We start from the raw sequence: 13,980 nt of genomic DNA on the forward strand, positions 1-13,980 counted from the left end.
AGCCATCCTGTGAGGCGGGGAACAGTCCGCTCAACTCGCATCGATTCTGCATCGTATAGTCGACTCATGACGGAGAAACCGGACGTCCCGGCAGGTCTCACCACCGGCGCCCTGGCCCGTCGGCTCGGTGTCTCGCCCACCACGCTGCGCTCCTGGGACCGGCGCTATGGCATCGGCCCCGCGGTCCGCACCGACGGACGGCACCGCCGCTGGACCGCGCAGGACGTCGCCGTACTGGAGACGATGTGCCGTCTGACGTCGGCCGGTGTGCCGCCGGCGGAGGCGGCGAAGGCGGCACGCGAGGCGCCGCCCGGGGCCCTCGAACCGGTGGCTCCCTCGCGCTCCCGGGCGGGCGGAGGGCTTCCCCTGGGAGACGTCCGTCAGGAGTGCCGCGGCCTCGCGCGTGCCGCCGTACGGCTCGACGCGCCCGCCTTGGAGGAGCGGTTGGCCCGCGCGGTCGAGACGTACGGGGTGGCCGTCGCCTGGCAGGAGGTGATGGTGCCGACCCTGCACGCGGTCGGCCGCAAGTGGGCCTCGTCGGGGGACCGTTACGTCGAGGTCGAGCACCTGCTGTCCTGGCATGTGTCCTCCACCCTGCGCCGAGCCACCCGCCCGCCGGCCGCGCAGACGGAGACCTCGCCGGCCGGGCCGGTCGTCCTGGCCTGTGTGCCGGGGGAGCAGCACACCCTGCCGCTCGAAGCGCTCAACGCCGCGCTGAGTGAACTGCGGCTGCCCACACGGATGTTCGGGGGCGCCGTGCCCGCCGAGGCACTCGCCGCAGCCGTGGACCGGCTCGGCCCCTCGGCCGTCGTCCTGTGGGCGCAGACCCGCTCCTCGGCGAGCCTGCCGCTCGCCCGGCAGGTGGCGGGCGCCCGGTGGGGCGTGAAGGGTGCCCGCCGAAAGCCCCTGGTGATGCTGGGCGGCCCCGGCTGGCTGGGGCATTCGGCGCCCGGCATGGCACGCCCCACCACCTTGCGGGACGCGCTGGCCGGTCTCACCGGCGAGGCGTTCTCAGTCGCGGCCGCGGGCCCGCTTGAAGCGGGCGAGTCCGTCCGGTAGCTGGACGATCGGGTCCGGGTAGTCGATCCCGGCCCGGTCCAGGCCCTGGAGCTTCCACGGCTCGTGTACAGCGGAGCCCTTCAGCCGCGCCAACTCCGGTACCCAGCGCCGGACATACGCGCCGTCGGGGTCGTACCGCCTGGCCTGGGTGACCGGGTTGAGGACCCGGTTGGGGCGGGTGTCGGTGCCGGTTCCGGCCATCCACTGCCAGTTGAGCTGGTTGTTGGCCACGTCGCCGTCCACCAGCAGGTCCAGGAAGTGGCGGGCGCCGACGCGCCAGTCGACGTACAGCGTCTTGGTGAGGAAGCTCGCGGTCAGCAGACGGCCGCGGTTGTGCATCCAGCCCTCGTACAGGAGTTGGCGCATGGCCGCGTCCACGATCGTATAGCCGGTTCGGCCCTCCTGCCAGGCCGCCACGTCCTCGTCCGCGGCCCGCGCGGTCCGCCAACGGTCGTGCCGCGTACGGTAGTCGGCGCTCGCGGCGGCCGGGCGTGCGGCGAGCACCTGGCGGTGGAAGTCCCGCCAGGCGAGCTGCCGTACGAAGGCGTCGGCTCCCGCGCGGGCGGCCCGGTGCACCAGCTCCACGGGGGAGAGGGTGCCGAAGTGCAGATGCGGCGAGAGCCGAGAGGTCGCGTCGCCCGCCAGGTCGTCGTGGCGGTCCGCGTAGTCGGCGATCCCGGTGCGGAGCCAGGCGGTCAGCAGCTTGCGGCCCTCACGCTCGCCGCCGGTCGCAAGTCCCTCGGAGAGTCCGGTCAACTCCCTTCGTGAGGGCAGGGGTTCGGAACCGATCCCGTCCGGGACCCGGACGGTGCGCGGGGCGGCGAGCGGATCGCGCAGAGGCTGCTGCGACCAGTGCCGGAAGTACGGGGTGAACACGGCGAAGTGGTCCGAGGAGGCGGGCAGCACCGCACCCGGGGCGACGGCGGTCGTCACCGTGTCGTGCACGTGGAGCCGTACGCCCTCCGACTCCAGCGCGTGCCGCAGCCGTTCCTCCCGCCGGTGCGCGTGCGCGCTGACGTCGGCCGCCATGTGCACCTCGTCGACGTCCGCCTCGGCGGCCACCTTGCACACCTCGTCGACGAGGTCCCCGGAGCGCACGACCAGCCGGCCGCCCCGCTCCCGCAGCCCGGCGTCGAGGTCGCGCAGACAGTCGGCGAGGAAGGCGAGCCGGTTGGGCACGGCGAACCCGGTACCGTCCACGGCCCGGTCCCGCACGAACAGCGGGACGACCCCGTCGGTGCCGTCGAGCGCCGCGCGCAGCGGCGGATGGTCGTGCAGCCGCAGGTCGGCGGTGAACAGGACGACGGACATGCTCATGGCGCTGCTCCTGAGAGGGGAGGGGGCTGGGGAGGAGTCCGCTGCGGCCTGCGCGATGTTGCGGGCCCAGCAGACCGTGCGGAGGGAAGAGAGCCCGCCGGCGGGGCAGCGGGTCCGACCGTCGGCGCCCGGCGAGACGCGCATCTCCAGCCAGGCGAGACCCGGCAGGCCCGTGCGCGTGTCGTCGTGGTCCATCGGCCTTCGTCCTTCCGGTCTCGCGATCACTTCCGTCGCAGGGGCCGCTTCGGATGCGGTCGCGTCCCTCGGACGGACGGGGACCGCGTCCGGGGGCCGGCATCCGTGGGCGAAAACGCGAAGACGTGAACATGCCCGCCCCGATCCCGGGCAACCGGACTGGTACGAAGAGGAGATCGACGCTGGAGGTGTCTGCCGCTATGGGCGCGAAGGTGTTGGAGCGGTTTCCTGCGGGAGCTCCGCGCGGATCGTGGCCGGCGGAGGAGTACGCGGCGGCGCGGCGCGCCAAGGGCGAGCCCGCGACCGTCGTGATGGATCTGAAGTCGGACGCGTTCCTCGTGGTGGTCCCGGCACGCGACGAGGACTGACCCGCATCCTCAGACCGAGGCGGTCAGCGTCCCGCCCAACTCGCGAGCCCGGCGCACGAACACCTCGTGCAGATCCCGGGCCGCCCGCGGGACCGATTCGGCCCGGCGGCGCTGGAGCATCAGCAGCACCCGGGCCGGGTCCCCCTCGATCGGCCGGAGGGTGATCGTGCCCTGCCGCTCCAGCGGATCCCCGACCACGCTGAAGTCGGGCAGCACGGTCACCCCGAGGCCCTCGGCGACCATCAGCTTCCCCATCTCGGCACCGTCTGTGGAGTAGGCGAAGGACGCCTCACGGCCGCCCAGCAGCCGGTGCACGAAACGGTGCATGACATAGCCGGTGCGCATCGCGATCAGCGGCTGGGTCAGCAGGTCGTCCACCGACACGCGAGGCCGGGACGCCAGCGGGTTGTCCGGTCGCAGGCACACCACCGGCCGCCCGTGCAGCAGTTGGGTCGACTCGAAGCCGGCGGGGGTGTCGTCGCCGTCGAGATGGTTGACGAGCCCGAGGTCGAACCCGCCCTCGGACAACGCCCGTCGGATCTCCGTCTGCTGGGCGCCGACCACCTCGACCTGCGTGAGCGGATGCACTGTACGGAAGTCCTCGACGGCCGGGATCAGCAGTGGCACCGTCGCCGCGTTCACCGTGCCCACCCGGACCATACGGCTGATGCGGTGCTGTTCGCCCGCCGCCGCCCGGAGCCGGTCCACCGCCTCCAGGACGCCGACGATGTGCGGCAGCAGCTCCCGGCCCTCCGCGCTCATCGTCGCCCCGGACCGCTTGCGCTCCAGCAGGTCGACGCCCAGCTCCCGCTCCAGGTTCCGCACGGTCTCGCTCAACGCGGGCTGTGACAGGCGCAGTTCCTCCGCCGCCCGGCGCAGCGAGCCCAGCCGGGTCACCGCCGCGATGTATTCCAGCTGTTCGGTCCGCATGCACCGCAGAATGCGGGCCATTTCCCGCCCGGTTCAAGGGTTTCCCTGTCACACGTTCGTGAAATTCAATGGTCCGCGATACGAGACCGGTCGGGTTTTCCTTGACGGCTCTCGCGGACGGCTGCCACGATCGAGGACATGAAGATGCGACTGGACCTCACGCGGCGACGCCATGTCGACCTCGCGCGCGTCTCCAGCGCCTCCTGTTGCGCCGCGGCCTGATCAACCTCCTGCGATCCGCCGCGCTTTTCCCCGCCTGAATTCACCGCACCAGCACCGCACCCGCACCACACCTGTGCCCTCGGTGAATTCGGCGTGCCCGAAAACATTCCGCAACAGGAGTTCCGCATGCCCGCGCCCGTGAAATTCGCCTACTGGGTCCCCAATGTCAGCGGGGGACTCGTCACCAGCAAGATCGAGCAGCGCACCGACTGGGGCTACGACTACAACCGCGAACTCGCCGTCCTCGCCGAGAACAACGGTTTCGACTACGCCCTCAGCCAGGTCCGCTACATGGCCAGCTACGGCGCCGAGTACCAGCACGAGTCGACCAGCTTCAGCCTCGCCCTGCTGCTCGCCACCGAGCGCCTGAAGGTCATCGCCGCCGTCCACCCCGGCCTGTGGCACCCCGGCGTCCTCGCCAAGCTCGGCGCCACCGCCGACCACCTCTCGAACGGCCGCTTCGCCGTCAACGTCGTATCGGGCTGGTTCAAGGGGGAGTTCACCGCCCTCGGCGAACCCTGGCTGGAGCACGACGAGCGCTACCGCCGCTCCGAGGAGTTCATCACCGCCCTGCGCAAGATCTGGACCGAGGACCACGCCGAACTCGGCGGCGACTTCTACCGGTTGCGCGACTTCTCCCTCAAGCCCAAGCCGCTCAACACGCCCGAGCGCCCGCACCCGGAGATCTTCCAGGGCGGCAACTCCACCGCCGCCCGCGCCATGGCCGGCCGGGTCTCCGACTGGTACTTCTCCAACGGCAAGGACTTCGACGGGGTCACCGAGCAGCTCACCGACGTCCGCAAGTCCGCCGCCGAAGTCGGCCGCAGCGCACCGAAGTTCGGCCTCAACGGCTTCCTCATCGCCCGCGACACCGAGGCGGAGGCGCGCGAGACCCTCCGCGAGATCGTCGCCAAGGCCGACACCGAGGCCGTCGAGGGGTTCGGCGCGGCGGTGAAGCAGGCGGGTCAGTCCACCGGCGACAAGAAGGGCATGTGGCAGGACTCCTCCTTCGAGGACCTCGTCCAGTACAACGACGGCTTCCGCACCGGCCTCATCGGCACCCCGGAGCAGATCGCCGAACGGATCGTCGCCTACAAGCGGCTCGGCGTGGACCTCTTCCTCCTCGGCTTCCTGCACTACCACGAGGAGGTCGAGTACTTCGGCCGGCGGGTGCTCCCGCTGGTCCGTGAACTCGAAGCCCAGCTGCCCGACACCGCGTCCGTCCCCGCCCGGATCTGAGGAGGCCCCCGAGATGAGCACCGTCACGAACACCGACTGGCAGACCCGTCCGGCCCCCGAGACGGCCCAGGAGTGGATCGCCCGCGCCGCCGAGGTCGCCGCCGTCCTCGCCACCGACGCCGCCGCCCGCGACCACGCCGGCGCCACCCCCTACGCCGAGGTCCGGCTCCTCAAGGACGCCGGACTCGTCACCCTCCTCGGCCCGACCGAGCACGGCGGCGCGGGCCAGGACTGGCCCACCGCCTACCGGGTGGTCCGCGAGATCGCCAAGGCCGACGGCTCCATCGGCCAGCTCCTCGGCTACCACTACCTCTGGTTCTGGGCCGCCCGCCTGGTCGGCACCCGCGAGCAGTGGGAGCAGGTGGAGGCCACGGCCAGCCGGGAGCAGTGGTTCTTCGGCGGCGCGGTCAACCCGCGCGACAAGGACGTCCTGGTCACCGAGGACGGCGACGACCTCGTCTTCACCGGCCGCAAGACCTTCTCCACCGGCAGCAAGGTCTCCGACGTCACCGTCCTCGAAGGCGTCCTGGACGGCACCGACCAGCACGTCTTCGCGATCGTGCCCTCCGACTCCGAGGGCCTGACCTTCCACGACGACTGGGACAACATCGGCCAGCGCCTCACCGAGAGCGGCGGCGTCACCCTCGACGGCGTCCGCACGCCCTGGTCGTCGGCGGCCGGATACGTCGACAAGGTGTTCCAGCCCCGGATCTACAACACCCTCAACGTCCCCACCATCCAGCTGGTCTTCGTCAACTTCTACCTCGGCATCGCGGGCGGCGCCCTGGAGACCGCCGCCACCTACACCCGTGAGAAGTCCCGCTCCTGGCTGCACGGCGGCTTCGAGCGCGCGGTCGACGAGCCGTACGTCATCGACATCTACGGCGACCTCACCGCCAAGCTCTGGGCGGCCGAGGCCCTCGCCGACGCCGTCGCCGCCGAAGGACAGAAGCTGCACGACGACCCCGACGCGGTCACCGAGAAGACGCGCGGCGACTTCGAGGTCCGGGTGGCCGCCGTCAAGGCCATCGCCACCGACGTGGCCCTGGAGGTCGCCGGTCGCATCTTCGAGGTGACGGGAGCCCGCTCGACGGCCACTTCGGAGGGCCTGGACCGGTTCTGGCGCAACGTCCGCACCCACACCCTCCACGACCCCGTCGCCTACAAGCGGCGCGAGGTCGGCCGCTGGGTCCTCGAAGGCGAACTGCCCGAACCCACCTGGTACTCCTGACCGCTTCCCCGGGGGCGCCCCCGCCTGAACCGGGGGCGCTCCGCCCCTCCTCCCCGAAAGAGGACCGCATGGCCACCGTCCTGTCCGTCTCCGGCAGCCCCTCCGCCTCCTCCCGCACCAACCGGCTGCTGCGCCACCTCGACCGGCGCCTGACCGCCCAGGGCCACGAGGTGATCCCGCTCGACGTCCGCACCATCCCCGCCGAGGCGCTCCTCGGCGCGGACTTCAAGCACCCGGCGATCGTCGAGGCAACCGAACTGTTCGCCCGCGTCGACGGCGTGGTCGTCGGCACCCCCGTCTACAAGGCGTCCTACTCCGGTGTCCTCAAGGCCCTCCTGGACCTGCTCCCGCAGTACGCCCTCGCCGGCAAGACCGTCCTCCCGCTGGCCACCGGCGGCTCCACCGCGCACGTCCTGGCCATCGACTACGCCCTCCGGCCCGTCCTCAGCTCCATGGGCGCGGCGCACATCGTGCAGGGCTGGTTCACCCTCGACAAGGACATCACCGTGCACGAGGACGGTTCGCTGACCGTGGCGCCGGTGGCGACCGAGGCCCTGGCCCAGGTCGTCGACCAGTTCTCGACCGCGCTGGGCCACCGGCCGGTCCTGGCGGCGGCGAGCTGAGCACCGTGACCGCCCATGTGATCGCCGACGACACGGAGGCCCTCGCGGTCGCCGCGGCGCTCGCCGACGAGTTCCGTACGGGCGCCTCCGAGCGGGACGCCGAACGCAGGCTGCCCCGCGCCGAGTTGGACCGCCTCTCCGCCTCCGGCCTGCTCGCCGTCACCGTCCCCGCCGAGCACGGCGGGGCGGACGTCGGTGCCCCGACCCTCGCCGAGATCTTCCGCCTGCTCGCCTCCGCCGACGCGAGCCTCGCCCAGATCCCGCAGAGCCACTTCGCCTACGTCAATGTGATCCGCCGTCAGGGCACCGAGCAGCAGCGGAAGTTCTTCTTCGCCGAACTCCTCGCCGGCCGCCGCTTCGGCAACGCACAGTCGGAGGCGGGCACCAAACACGTCCAGGACATCCGCACCCGGCTGACCCCGCGACCGGACGGCTCCTACGTCCTCGACGGCGTCAAGCACTACTCCACCGGCGCCCTGTTCGCCGACTGGATCCCGGTACTGGCCCGCGCCGAAGAGGACAAGCTCCACGTCGCGTACGTCCCGCGCGACGCACCCGGTGTCACGGTCGTCGACGACTGGGACGGCCTCGGCCAGCGTACGACGGCCAGCGGCACCGTCCGCCTCGAAGGCGTGGAGGTCCCCGCCGACCGGGTGCTTCCCCACCACCTGACCTTCGAGGGACCGCAACTCCACGGCGCGGTGGCCCAGTTGCTGCACGCCGCCATCGACGTGGGAATCGCCGGTGGCGCGCTCGAAGCGGCGGCCGAGTTCGTACGGACCAAGAGCCGCCCGTGGTTCGAGAGCGGCGTCGACACGGCCGCCGAGGACCCCCTTCTGATCCAGCGGTTCGGCGAACTCGCCCTCCAGGTACGGGCGTCGGAGGCGCTGCTCCGTGAGGCGGCGCGAGCCGTGGACGCGGCCCGGGACGACCTGACCGACGACTCGGCGGCCGAGGCATCCATCGCGGTGGCCGCCGCGAAGGTGCAGGCCGCGCAGGCCGCCGTGGAGGTGGGAAGCGCCCTCTTCGAGGTCTCCGGTACGCGTTCGGCCCTCAACTCCCTGAACCTGCACCGGCATTGGCGCGACGCCCGCACCCACACCCTCCACGATCCGACCCGCTGGAAGATCCAGCACATCGGCCGGTACGTACTCAACGGCACCCGGCCGCCCCGCCACGGCCTCCTCTAGCGGCCCCCACGAACGGAGACCTCCCGTGTCCCTCACCTTCCACTGGTTCCTGCCCACCAACGGCGACAGCCGGCACGTCGTCGGCGGCGGCCATGGCACACCGGCCACGTCCTTCGGGCGGGACCGGCCGCCGACGGTCGCCTATCTGAGCCAGATCGCCCGGGCCGCCGAGGACCTGGGGTTCGTGGGGGCGCTCACCCCGACCGGGGCGTGGTGCGAGGACGCCTGGCTGACCACCGCGATGGTCAGCCAGAACACCGAGCGGCTGAAGTTCCTGGTCGCCTTCCGGCCCGGGTTCGTCTCGCCGACGCTCGCCGCGCAGATGGCGTCCACGTTCCAGCGGCAGACCGGGGGGCGGTTGCTGCTCAACGTGGTCACCGGTGGGGAGAGCCACGAGCAGCGGGCCTACGGGGACTTCCTCGACAAGGACGCCCGGTACCGCCGTACCGGAGAATTCCTGGAGATCGTCCGGGGACTGTGGGAGGGCAAGACCGTCGATCTCGCGGGGGAGCATCTCCGGGTCGAGGACGCGAAGTTGGCGCGGGTGCCGGATCCGGTGCCGGAGGTGTACTTCGGGGGGTCCTCGCCCATCGCCGGGGAAGTGGCCGCCAAGTATGTGGATGTGTACCTCACTTGGGGTGAGCCGCCCGCCCAGGTCGCCGAGAAGATCGCGTGGATCCGGGGGCTGGCCGCGAAAGAGGGGCGGACGCTGCGGTTCGGGATCCGGCTGCATGTGATCACCCGGGACACATCCGAGCAGGCCTGGGCGGAGGCGGAGCGGCTGCTCGCGGGGTTCGACGCGGAGACGGTGAAGGCCGTGCAGGCCGGGCTGGCCCGGAGTGAGTCGGAGGGGCAGCAGCGGATGCTGGCCCTGCACGGGGGCGGGGACCGGGACGGGTTGGAGATCTACCCCAATCTGTGGGCCGGGATCGGTCTGGTGCGTGGGGGTGCGGGGACGGCGCTGGTCGGAAGCCATGAGGAGGTCGCCGAGCGGATCAAGGAGTACGCGGCGCTGGGGATCGAGGAGTTCGTGCTGTCCGGGTATCCGCACCTGGAGGAGGCGTACTGGTTCGGGGAAGGGGTGCTGCCTCGACTGGCCGCGGAGGGGGTTTGGCGGCATCCGGTCGGATCTCCGTCGGTGCCGTCGGCTCAGGTGCCGTTCGCGGGCTGAGGTCTCCGCGCCCCTAAGAAGCACCCGCCAGTGCGTTCAAGTGTGAGCGTCTCGACTCCTTCGTCTGGGCCTGGACCATCAGGAACAACGCCTCCCGGGCGAGGCGTTGAGGCGTGCTGTCCAGTTTCATCGAGCGGCCGCCTCCCGAGACCACCGCGGCCGTCGTCGCCGCCTGCATCAACTCGTAGGAACGGGTTCTGAGGGACAGGCGTTCGTCCAGGTGGTCCGCGCTGTCCGCCAAGGTGTAGGCGGCGTCGCGGAGTTGGGACAGGCGGAGCCGAAGCGGTGCCGCCGTCTCCTCGTCCACGAAGGTCAGTGCCCGTGAAGTGACCCCGAAGACCGCCGGGTTGGTGTTCACCGTCTTCGTGCGGTCCGTCGCCGCCCAGCGGTCGTACGGGGTGCGCAGGGCCACCGCTTCCTCCGGGAGGCGGAAGCCGTCCAGCTCCAGGGTCACCGTGCGGGCCGCGGTGAGGGCGGCCAGGTGCAGCGGCCGCGACGGGCGCAGACCGGGCTGCTCCCGCGCCTCCGTGAAGGCGAACAGGGCCTCGTCGTCGGGGGTGACTCCGGCCAGGAGCATCACGTCGTTGAGGCCCCAGCCGGTGTACCAGGGAACCGTGCCGTCGAAGCGCCAGCCGGCGCCGTCCCGGGTGGCCCGGACCGGGGTCCGCGGGTGGGCGCGCAGATGGGCGTAGGCCACCCCCGCCAGGAGTTCGCCGCGGGACAGGGGGCCGAGGAGCCGTTCGCGGACCGCCGACTCGTTCTTCGCCAGGGTCTGGACCGGCGTGTGGTGCTGGGTCTGGACGAACCACGTCGACAGACAGGCGCCGGCCAGGATCTCCGCCGTCTCCCGCGCCACCGCGCCGGGAGCGGCCGAGCCGCCGTACTCCTCGGGAGCCGTCACCCCGAGCAGGCCCGAGCGTTTGATCTCCTCGATGTGGCGCGCCGGGACGCCCTCCCGGTCGACGCGTTCGGCGTGCGGGGCGAGGAGGGTGTCGGCCAGGCGGTGGGCTTCGGTGACCAAGGGGTGCGTCATGAGCAAGATTCTTCCGGGTGTCGTGGGGCGGGGTGTCGATCCGGGGGTGTGCCGTTCGTGTAGGAGGTGAGAGGACACCCTGATGGCGAGGAGGCCGTCATGCAGTACTACCTGCTCAACGTCATGCAGCCCGGCTGGGACGAGCTGCCCGCGCCCGAGGTGCTCGCCGGGATCGGTGAGCGGCTCGACGCCTTTCACCAGGAGCTGCGCGAGGCCGGCGCCTGGGTCTTCGCCGGAGGACTGCACGGCCCCGACTCCTCCACGGTGCTGCGGCCGCGGGACGGGGGCGTGATCGTCACCGACGGGCCGTACGCCGAGGGCAAGGAACAGCTCGGCGGGATCTGCGTCGTGAAGGCGCCCGACCTCGACGTAGCCCTGGAGTGGGGGCGCAAGGCCGCCCTCGCGACCACGCTGCCCATCGAGGTGCGGCCCTTCCAGCACCAGTCCGAGGACTGATGCGGCAACCCGACGTCGAGGCCGTGTTCCGCCAGGAGTACGGCCGCGCGGTCGCCGTCCTGGTCCGCTTCCTCGGCGACATCGACCTCGCCGAGGAAGCGGTCCAGGACGCCTTCACCACGGCCCTCACCCGCTGGCCCGAGACCGGCGTACCGCCCAGCCCCGCCGGATGGATCATCACCACCGCCCGCAACCGCGCCGTCGACCGGCTGCGCCGCGAGTCCACCCGCGAGTCCCGCCACGCCGAGGCCGCCCTCCTGCACGCCCCCGACGCGCCGCCCGAGGAGGGTCCCGTGCGCGACGAACGGCTCCGCCTGATCTTCACCTGCTGCCACCCCGCGCTCGCGCCCCAGGCCCGGATCGCCCTGACCCTGCGACTCCTCGGCGGCCTCACGACCGCGCGCATCGCCGCCGCCTTCCTCGTGCCCGAGCCGACCATGGCCCAACGCCTGGTCCGCGCCAAGGCGAAGATCCGCAACGCCCGGATCCCGTACCGCGTCCCGAGCGACGCCGACCTCCCCGAGCGGCTGCAAGGGGTGCTGGCCGTCGTCTACCTGATCTTCAACGAGGGGTACGGCGGCTCGCCCGAGCTCTGCGCGGAGGCCCTGCGCCTCGGGCGGCTGCTGGCGGAGCTGATGCCGGACGAGCCGGAGGTCACCGGCCTGCTGGCGTTGATGCTCCTCGTCGAGTCCCGCCGGGAGGCACGGCTGGACGCGGACGGCGGGCTGGTGACTCTGCCCGAGCAGGACCGGGGGCGGTGGGACCGCGATCTCGTGGCCGAGGGGCAGGCGCTCGTCCGGCGCTGTCTGCGCCGGAACCGGCCCGGGCCGTACCAGATCCAGGCCGCCATCCAGGCCGTCCACAGCGACGCGCCCACGGCCGAGGGCACCGACTGGGGCCAGATCCTCCAGCTGTACGACCAGCTGACGGCCGTCGCTCCGAGTCCCGTGGTCGCGCTCAACCGGGCGGTCGCCGTCGCCGAGGTCCAGGGGCCGGGGGAGGCCCTCGCCCTCGTCGAAGAGCTGGACCTCGCCGGGTACCACGTCCTCCACGCGGTCCGCGCCGACCTGCTGCGGCGGCTGGGCCGCGCCGAGGACGCCGTACGCGCGTACGAGACGGCCGTGGAACTCGCCGAGAACCCGGCGGAACGCGCCTGTCTGGAGCGCCGGCGGCGGTCGCTCACGCGCGCGGATCCAGCTCCGTGAGCACGTCGAAGTCGAGGCCGTCGGCGCGCGCCAGGTAGATGCGCTGGCGGACATGGCTGTCCCGGAGGTGCAGCAGCCCGCGCGGTCCCTCGTACGACACCGTCCCGGCCGCCGCCCCGATCGCGGACACGTCCAGCGTGCCCGCCTGCTTGAGCAGCGCGGCGAGCAACAGGACGCCCTCGTAACAGGATTCGCCGAGGCTGCCGAGCGCCGGGGCCTCGACGCCGTACCGGGCCGCGTACCGGCCGTGGAAGTCGAGGGTGTCCTGGTTGGCGAGCGAGGCGAAGAAACCGGCCGTGCTGTAGAGGTCGGAGGTGGCCGAAGGGCCGCTCGCCATCAGCATGTTCTCGTCCATCAGCGTGCTCAGGCGCAGACAGCGGGCGTCCAGGCCGTAGTCGGCGAACGCCCGGTTGAAGCGCACCGCGTCGCTGCCGACGAGCAGCATCAGCACCCCGTCCGCGTCCGCGCGTTCGATGCGGCGCAGCACCGGCTCGAAGTCGTGGGTGCCGAGCGGGAGATAGACCTCGCCGCTCACGGTCCCGCCCGACTCGCGTGCGTACCCGTGCGCCGCGCGTGCCGTACGCCGGGGCCACACATAGTCGTTGCCGACCACGAACCAGCGCCGGACCCGTCGCTCGTGGGCCAACAGGGCCATCGCCGGGCGGAGTTGGTCCCGGGGCGTCTCGCTGGTGAGGAAGACGCCGGCGCGGTGCTCGCCGCCCTCATACAGGGCGGTGTAGACGTACGGCACCCGGTGCGCGATCCGCGGCGCCAGCGCCTGCCGTACCGAGGAGATGTGCCAGCCGGTGACGCCCCCGACGACCCCCAGGTCCACCAGGGTCTCGACATGGTCGGCGATCTCGCGGGGCGACGCGCCGCCGTCGACCGGCAGCAGCCTCAGCTCCCGGCCCAGGACGCCTCCCGCCCGGTTCACCTCCTCGGCCGCGAGCTGGGCGCACAGCTCGCAGGTGGGTCCGAAGATCCCCGCCGGTCCCTGCATGGGGAACACGAGGGCCACGCCGAGGACGGAGTCGTCGGCGGTGTACCACTCGGGTGCGGGGGGATCGTGCCGGAACATGGCGTCATGATTTCGGCTCGGCCGGGTGAACTCCAGTCCGTCTCGGAATTTATTTCGGCCCGCGAAATGTTGCAATATACATCTGGTGGGACGGCCGTCCCGCCGCCGAGACCGCCCAGCGGGCCGACAACCCCGCGCACCCCCAGTGAGGCACCGTGAACCAGCCCGCCCCCGAGCAGCCCGCCGACGTCGTCGCCCGGCTGCGCGCCACCTTCCGCACCGGCCGCACCAAGCCCGTCGAGTGGCGTACGGCACAGCTGAGCCGACTGCGTGAGCTGCTCACGGAGAAGGGTGCGGACCTGGCCGCGGCCCTCCACGCCGACCTGGGCAAGAGCGCCACCGAGGCCTACCGCACCGAGATCGACTTCACGATCCGCGAGATCGACCACACCGTCGAGCATCTCGCCGACTGGCTGCGCCCCGAGTCCGCCCCGACCCCGGCGCACCTCGGCGGGGACGCGAAGGTCTGGACGCAGTACGACCCGCTCGGTGTCGTCCTCGTCATCGCGCCCTGGAACTACCCGGCCCAGCTGCTGCTCGCCCCCGTGGTCGGCGCGCTCGCCGCGGGCAACGCGGTCGTCGCCAAGCCGAGCGAGCTGGCACCGGCGACCTCCGCGGCCCTCGCCCGGCTGCTGCCGGCCTACCTCGACACCGACGCCGTGG

General features: G+C 72.1%; 15 protein-coding genes. 11 read left to right on the forward strand and 4 right to left on the reverse strand.

Going from position 1 to position 13,980, the window contains the following annotated elements; translation table 11 throughout:
* The first annotated feature begins 66 nt into the window (after positions 1 to 66).
* Complete coding sequence (locus ABZ896_RS23740; protein WP_360932427.1) at positions 67 to 1,059, forward strand: MerR family transcriptional regulator; 993 nt, start codon at positions 67 to 69, stop codon at positions 1,057 to 1,059.
* On the opposite strand, the gene ABZ896_RS23745 is transcribed toward ABZ896_RS23740, so the two are convergent.
* Positions 1,012 to 2,376, reverse strand: coding sequence for a deoxyribodipyrimidine photo-lyase (locus ABZ896_RS23745; RefSeq protein ID WP_360932476.1), 1,365 nt, complete (start codon positions 2,374 to 2,376; stop codon positions 1,012 to 1,014). The two genes, ABZ896_RS23740 and ABZ896_RS23745, sit on opposite strands and share 48 nt — an antisense overlap.
* 395 nt (positions 2,377 to 2,771) lie before the next feature.
* On the opposite strand from ABZ896_RS23745, the gene ABZ896_RS23750 reads away from it, so the two are divergent.
* Positions 2,772 to 2,939, forward strand: coding sequence for a hypothetical protein (locus ABZ896_RS23750; protein ID WP_360932430.1), 168 nt, complete (start codon positions 2,772 to 2,774; stop codon positions 2,937 to 2,939).
* A gap of 9 nt (positions 2,940 to 2,948) precedes the next feature.
* On the opposite strand, the gene ABZ896_RS23755 is transcribed toward ABZ896_RS23750, so the two are convergent.
* Complete coding sequence (locus tag ABZ896_RS23755) at positions 2,949 to 3,869, reverse strand: LysR family transcriptional regulator (protein WP_360932432.1); 921 nt, start codon at positions 3,867 to 3,869, stop codon at positions 2,949 to 2,951.
* A 144-nt stretch (positions 3,870 to 4,013) separates the two neighbouring features.
* Between ABZ896_RS23755 and ABZ896_RS23760 the strand changes: the two genes are divergently transcribed.
* The 6 genes from ABZ896_RS23760 (at position 4,014) to ABZ896_RS23785 (ending at position 9,545) form a co-directional block, all read left to right on the forward strand.
* Positions 4,014 to 4,091: a putative leader peptide gene (locus ABZ896_RS23760; RefSeq protein WP_350786652.1), complete on the forward strand. Its 78-nt coding sequence runs from the start codon at positions 4,014 to 4,016 to the stop codon at positions 4,089 to 4,091.
* A 126-nt stretch (positions 4,092 to 4,217) separates the two neighbouring features.
* Positions 4,218 to 5,330, forward strand: a complete 1,113-nt coding sequence (sfnG, locus tag ABZ896_RS23765; protein WP_360932435.1) for a dimethylsulfone monooxygenase SfnG — start codon at positions 4,218 to 4,220, stop codon at positions 5,328 to 5,330.
* 13 nt (positions 5,331 to 5,343) lie between these two features.
* Positions 5,344 to 6,561, forward strand: coding sequence for an acyl-CoA dehydrogenase family protein (locus tag ABZ896_RS23770; RefSeq protein WP_360932438.1), 1,218 nt, complete (start codon positions 5,344 to 5,346; stop codon positions 6,559 to 6,561).
* A gap of 68 nt (positions 6,562 to 6,629) precedes the next feature.
* Positions 6,630 to 7,184 carry an NADPH-dependent FMN reductase gene (gene ssuE / locus ABZ896_RS23775; protein ID WP_360932441.1) on the forward strand — a complete coding sequence of 185 codons (555 nt, stop codon included), beginning with the start codon at positions 6,630 to 6,632 and terminating at the stop codon, positions 7,182 to 7,184.
* 5 nt (positions 7,185 to 7,189) lie between these two features.
* Positions 7,190 to 8,374, forward strand: a complete 1,185-nt coding sequence (locus tag ABZ896_RS23780) for an SfnB family sulfur acquisition oxidoreductase (protein WP_360932444.1) — start codon at positions 7,190 to 7,192, stop codon at positions 8,372 to 8,374.
* 25 nt (positions 8,375 to 8,399) lie between these two features.
* On the forward strand, positions 8,400 to 9,545 hold the full coding sequence (locus ABZ896_RS23785) for an LLM class flavin-dependent oxidoreductase (RefSeq protein WP_360932447.1): 1,146 nt from the start codon (positions 8,400 to 8,402) through the stop codon (positions 9,543 to 9,545).
* Between the two features lie 13 nt (positions 9,546 to 9,558).
* On the opposite strand, the gene ABZ896_RS23790 is transcribed toward ABZ896_RS23785, so the two are convergent.
* Positions 9,559 to 10,578, reverse strand: coding sequence for an acyl-CoA dehydrogenase family protein (locus tag ABZ896_RS23790; RefSeq protein ID WP_360932450.1), 1,020 nt, complete (start codon positions 10,576 to 10,578; stop codon positions 9,559 to 9,561).
* Between the two features lie 99 nt (positions 10,579 to 10,677).
* On the opposite strand from ABZ896_RS23790, the gene ABZ896_RS23795 reads away from it, so the two are divergent.
* Together ABZ896_RS23795 and ABZ896_RS23800 are read left to right on the forward strand one after the other, a co-directional pair.
* Positions 10,678 to 11,034, forward strand: coding sequence for a YciI family protein (locus ABZ896_RS23795; RefSeq protein ID WP_360932453.1), 357 nt, complete (start codon positions 10,678 to 10,680; stop codon positions 11,032 to 11,034).
* A complete protein-coding gene (locus ABZ896_RS23800) occupies positions 11,034 to 12,239 on the forward strand; it encodes an RNA polymerase sigma factor (protein WP_360932456.1) in 1,206 nt (401 codons plus the stop codon). Before ABZ896_RS23795 ends, ABZ896_RS23800 begins: the two co-directional genes overlap by 1 nt.
* On the opposite strand, the gene ABZ896_RS23805 is transcribed toward ABZ896_RS23800, so the two are convergent.
* Positions 12,214 to 13,317 carry a substrate-binding domain-containing protein gene (locus ABZ896_RS23805; RefSeq protein WP_360932459.1) on the reverse strand — a complete coding sequence of 368 codons (1,104 nt, stop codon included), beginning with the start codon at positions 13,315 to 13,317 and terminating at the stop codon, positions 12,214 to 12,216. The two genes, ABZ896_RS23800 and ABZ896_RS23805, sit on opposite strands and share 26 nt — an antisense overlap.
* A gap of 155 nt (positions 13,318 to 13,472) precedes the next feature.
* Here ABZ896_RS23805 and ABZ896_RS23810 point away from each other — a divergent pair.
* On the forward strand, positions 13,473 to 13,980 hold a 508-nt coding region (locus ABZ896_RS23810), incomplete at its 3' end, for an aldehyde dehydrogenase family protein (RefSeq protein ID WP_360932462.1).

Origin of the sequence: Streptomyces sp. NPDC047072 (genome assembly GCF_040643855.1) — a bacterium.
In the GTDB taxonomy this organism is placed as follows: domain Bacteria; phylum Actinomycetota; class Actinomycetes; order Streptomycetales; family Streptomycetaceae; genus Streptomyces.

Excerpts from the sequence above, each read along its gene's own strand:
- ABZ896_RS23740 (WP_360932427.1), top strand. The coding sequence starts at position 67 with ATGACGGAGAAACCGGACGTCCCGGCAGGTCTCACCACCGGCGCCCTG.
- ABZ896_RS23745 (WP_360932476.1), bottom strand. The coding sequence starts at position 2,376 with ATGAGCATGTCCGTCGTCCTGTTCACCGCCGACCTGCGGCTGCACGAC.
- ABZ896_RS23750 (WP_360932430.1), top strand. The coding sequence starts at position 2,772 with ATGGGCGCGAAGGTGTTGGAGCGGTTTCCTGCGGGAGCTCCGCGCGGA.
- ABZ896_RS23755 (WP_360932432.1), bottom strand. The coding sequence starts at position 3,869 with ATGCGGACCGAACAGCTGGAATACATCGCGGCGGTGACCCGGCTGGGC.
- ABZ896_RS23760 (WP_350786652.1), top strand. The coding sequence starts at position 4,014 with ATGCGACTGGACCTCACGCGGCGACGCCATGTCGACCTCGCGCGCGTC.
- sfnG (WP_360932435.1), top strand. The coding sequence starts at position 4,218 with ATGCCCGCGCCCGTGAAATTCGCCTACTGGGTCCCCAATGTCAGCGGG.
- ABZ896_RS23770 (WP_360932438.1), top strand. The coding sequence starts at position 5,344 with ATGAGCACCGTCACGAACACCGACTGGCAGACCCGTCCGGCCCCCGAG.
- ssuE (WP_360932441.1), top strand. The coding sequence starts at position 6,630 with ATGGCCACCGTCCTGTCCGTCTCCGGCAGCCCCTCCGCCTCCTCCCGC.
- ABZ896_RS23790 (WP_360932450.1), bottom strand. The coding sequence starts at position 10,578 with ATGACGCACCCCTTGGTCACCGAAGCCCACCGCCTGGCCGACACCCTC.
- ABZ896_RS23795 (WP_360932453.1), top strand. The coding sequence starts at position 10,678 with ATGCAGTACTACCTGCTCAACGTCATGCAGCCCGGCTGGGACGAGCTG.
- ABZ896_RS23800 (WP_360932456.1), top strand. The coding sequence starts at position 11,034 with ATGCGGCAACCCGACGTCGAGGCCGTGTTCCGCCAGGAGTACGGCCGC.
- ABZ896_RS23805 (WP_360932459.1), bottom strand. The coding sequence starts at position 13,317 with ATGTTCCGGCACGATCCCCCCGCACCCGAGTGGTACACCGCCGACGAC.